The sequence below is a fragment of the Desulfobulbaceae bacterium genome (assembly GCA_013792005.1).
Classification (GTDB): domain Bacteria; phylum Desulfobacterota; class Desulfobulbia; order Desulfobulbales; family VMSU01; genus VMSU01.
In genome coordinates this window covers 1-3170 of sequence record VMSU01000042.1, presented here as the reverse complement: position 1 = coordinate 3170, position 3170 = coordinate 1, and the positions used below count along the sequence as shown (strand labels likewise).

The 3170-nt window shown below is 52.6% G+C and carries 3 protein-coding genes; 1 reads left to right on the top strand and 2 read right to left on the bottom strand.

The window, feature by feature from the left end; all coding sequences use genetic code 11:
* Positions 1 to 225: 225 nt before the first annotated feature.
* A complete protein-coding gene (locus FP815_02420) occupies positions 226 to 507 on the top strand; it encodes a hypothetical protein (protein ID MBA3013788.1) in 282 nt (93 codons plus the stop codon).
* Between the two features lie 72 nt (positions 508 to 579).
* Here the strand turns inward: FP815_02420 and FP815_02415 are convergent, their stop codons facing one another.
* Together FP815_02415 and FP815_02410 are read right to left on the bottom strand one after the other, a co-directional pair.
* The gene (locus tag FP815_02415) at positions 580 to 1416 is read right to left on the bottom strand and encodes an SDR family oxidoreductase (GenBank protein ID MBA3013787.1); all 837 of its coding nucleotides are present in this window, start codon (positions 1414 to 1416) and stop codon (positions 580 to 582) included.
* Between the two features lie 21 nt (positions 1417 to 1437).
* The coding region (locus FP815_02410; protein ID MBA3013786.1) for a LysM peptidoglycan-binding domain-containing protein at positions 1438 to 3170 on the bottom strand (1733 nt) is incomplete at its 5' end.

Genomic DNA, 3170 nt, shown 5'->3' with positions numbered 1-3170 from the left:
CGCTGCTACGCCTGCGGTTTTGTTCAATCGGCGCAACCAAATCTGACCCAGATCCGGGCGCGATCCAGGTAAATTGGTATTTTCCGAGTCCCTTAAACCATATCAGTCAGATACGTCTCAGGGATAGAAAAATGGTTTTTTTGTCTCAGAGTCAGAGTCTATAATTCATACATAGTGGTCGTTGAGCCCGAACGGGGCTCTTGCAGAACACCAGAGGAGAGACCGATGTCCCAGGAAATTACCTTTATTCCTTATGCAGAGGCCAAACGGATAGTTGGGAATGTTATTGAGGAAGAACATCTGCATGAGGCGAATCGCCGTATTCTGACCGCGTATGATCATGAGGGGAAGGAGTTGTGTTGGTTTGATGCCGAAGAGGTCCTTGCTGAAGTGGGAGGGGGAGAAAAAAAGAAGCTTACTGCCCAGGAGAGTGATGAGGTGAAAATGGCGGCAGTGGAGTATGTGCTGCATCGCATTCCGAATTGGGTTTTGCGGAATAACGAATAGCTGTGTCTTTCCTCTGAATTGCGGAGAAGTTGAAGGTGGTCTTTGCTTTTCAATTCCCTTTGTTTGGTATTGCTACTCTCTGATGGCCAGGTTTTTCTGAGGAGAGGGGATGGGGGCGATTCGATCATGCCCCAGGGTATACCCCCCATCGAGACAGAGGGTACCACCGGTCATGAAGGTGGCATCATCAATCAGGAACTTGACTGCCGATACCACTTCCGTCAAGGCGCCTGAGCGTTGAAGTAAGGTGCGATCAAAGATGGCTCTTCTTTGCTCCTCTGAGAGCAATTCCCACCCACGGGTACCTTCTGCGTGCCTGGTTTGAATAAATCCTAGACGTAGTTCATTCACCCGGATCAGGGGAGCGGCTTGTCGGGCCCAGGTGCGGGTAAAAGTGCTGACCGCGTGATTGGCAGCGGCGTACGCATCGTTGAAAATCATCCCGGCTGGTCCTGCTCGACCAACGTCTCCGGCGATGGACGTGACGTTGGTCACTGAGCCGCCTGGTCCCCCCTTGGCAAGCAGCGGCAATGCTGCATTGAATACCAGCCATTTAGCCTTGACAGTAGTGTCCATCTCCAGCGTCCACTGCTCAGGAGTATAAGCTCCATGGACAATGGGCATCCCGCCCCGCTCAATATTGTTGATCAGGATATGCAGCGAGCCGCAATCAGTGTCGATACGGTCGATCAGCGACTCAACCTGGGATGGATCCCGCAGGTCGGCCTTGACGGTGATGTGCTCTCCCGGCAGGGCGGCGAGGTGGGTAACAAGGGAATGTGAGTCTTCAGGCCAGTCGTAATAGGGGGCAATGACCCTGATACCCGCATCGCAGAGCGCGAGTGCGATGGCCCGACCGATTCCCCTGGATGCGCCGAGGACCAAGGCGTTTCTGGCATGGTCGGGCATGGCGGGCTGTGTTGACAACTATCAGCTCTTGGATTTGATGAGGAGTTTTAGTCCTGGCGCTATCCGATTGCCTTCAAGGTTATTCCATTTTTTGAGGTCATCGGGTGAAAGATCGAATTGCTGGGCGATCGTCCAGAGGCTGTCCCCGCTTTTGACTTGATAGTGAGCGGTCGGGGCTTTCTGTTTTGCCGGAGACTTGGAACGAGAGGCGATAATCTCTCGTTTCTTGCTGGTGTTCTTTGATGCATCAGCTACACGCAAGGGGGTGGATGCAGCTTTTGTTTTGCTGCTCTGAGCAACGGTCAATTGTTGTCCAATCTTCAGAACGTGCTTTGTTGTCAGGTTGTTTAATGTCATTATCTCTTTGGTCGAAGAGCCATAGCGAGCGGCAATCTGGGAGATAGAGTCCCCTGCTTTGACCTTATGCACGGTCACGTCTTGAGTCTTTTTTGTGGCGGCGGCCAGCTGCTGAATTTCCTTGTCGGAGAGCAGGGCATACTGGGCGGTTTGGTAAGGGATGCGGAGGATAGTGCCGGCGACAAGCTTTGCTTTGCGCAGGTTATTGGCTTTTAGCAGGTTGATTTTACTGATATTGTACTTGGCGCAGATTTTGTTTAAGGTATCCCGGCGACCGACCACATGGTCCTTGAAAAGGGTGGCCACTGTAGCATGAACTCTGGGTAAATTGTTCGCTACTAGGCGAGCGGTTCCTGGGGGAACTCTGAGGTCGTAGGAGCCAATCCCTGGCGGGACTTGTTTTTTGCTGAGGTGACGGTTCAGGTCGTAGAGTGTGTCCGCCGGGGTGTTGGATGCCGCGGCCACGGCCGCCAGTTCAGTCCGTGGCGGAACTGGTACAGTTTCGAATGCTAAAGGTTTATCGTATTGGATGTTGTCGAAACCGTAATCGTGAGGATATTTGGCGATCATGATGGCGGCGATCAGCTGGGGGACGTAACGTTTGGTCTCTAAAGGAAGGTAGTCTTCCTTGGCTAAATCCCAAAAATTGTCGCAATTATACTTTTGGAGTCCGTTGTTGATCCTACCCTCGCCGGCATTATAGGCGGCAACCGTTACATACCATTTGCCAAATTGGCTGTAAAGTGTGCTTAGGTAGTTGATTGCGGCCTGGGTTGAACGGTGGGCGTCTCGGCGTTCATCGACATAGCTGTTAATCTGGAGGCCGAATCTGCCAGCGGTCGGGGCCATGAACTGCCAGAGACCGGTTGCGCTGGCTGTGGAAAAGGCGTTGGGTTTGAATCCGCTTTCAATCATTGCCAGATAGGCAAGATCTTGCGGTAATCCGGCTTCAGCCAGTTCCTGCTGAATCATTGGCAGGTAACGACCTGAGCGGGTGAGCCAGCCGGTGAATACCTTACGCTGCTGATTCTGAAAGAGATCAAGGTAATATTCTACTTGACGGTTGATGACGATCGGGAAGTCTGATTCAATCAATGTCCCTTTTGGAGTCATTGCGATACCGTCTTCCCAGGCGCCCATCTTTTCAAGATCCTGGATTTCTTGATTGGCTGTCGCTTCGAGATCAGGGGGTGAGATGTCTTCGTCCTGGATCTCATTGCTGGCAGTCAGCTCGGGGTCTTCCTGTGCCTGCAGTGAGTCCGGACGGGCATTTTCTTGCGGGCCAATGGAGCTTAGGGTGGTAGAGATTTGTGGTCCTGTAGGATTATTGTGGTGGGTGGAGCAAGACCACACGATGGGGAGGCACAGCAGGACAAGGAGGCGGGAAAGGCATGGTT

Bases quoted from the DNA above. Each gene is read 5' to 3' on its own strand.
- FP815_02420 (MBA3013788.1), top strand. From the start codon at position 226: ATGTCCCAGGAAATTACCTTTATTCCTTATGCAGAGGCCAAACGGATA.
- FP815_02415 (MBA3013787.1), bottom strand. From the start codon at position 1,416: ATGCCCGACCATGCCAGAAACGCCTTGGTCCTCGGCGCATCCAGGGGA.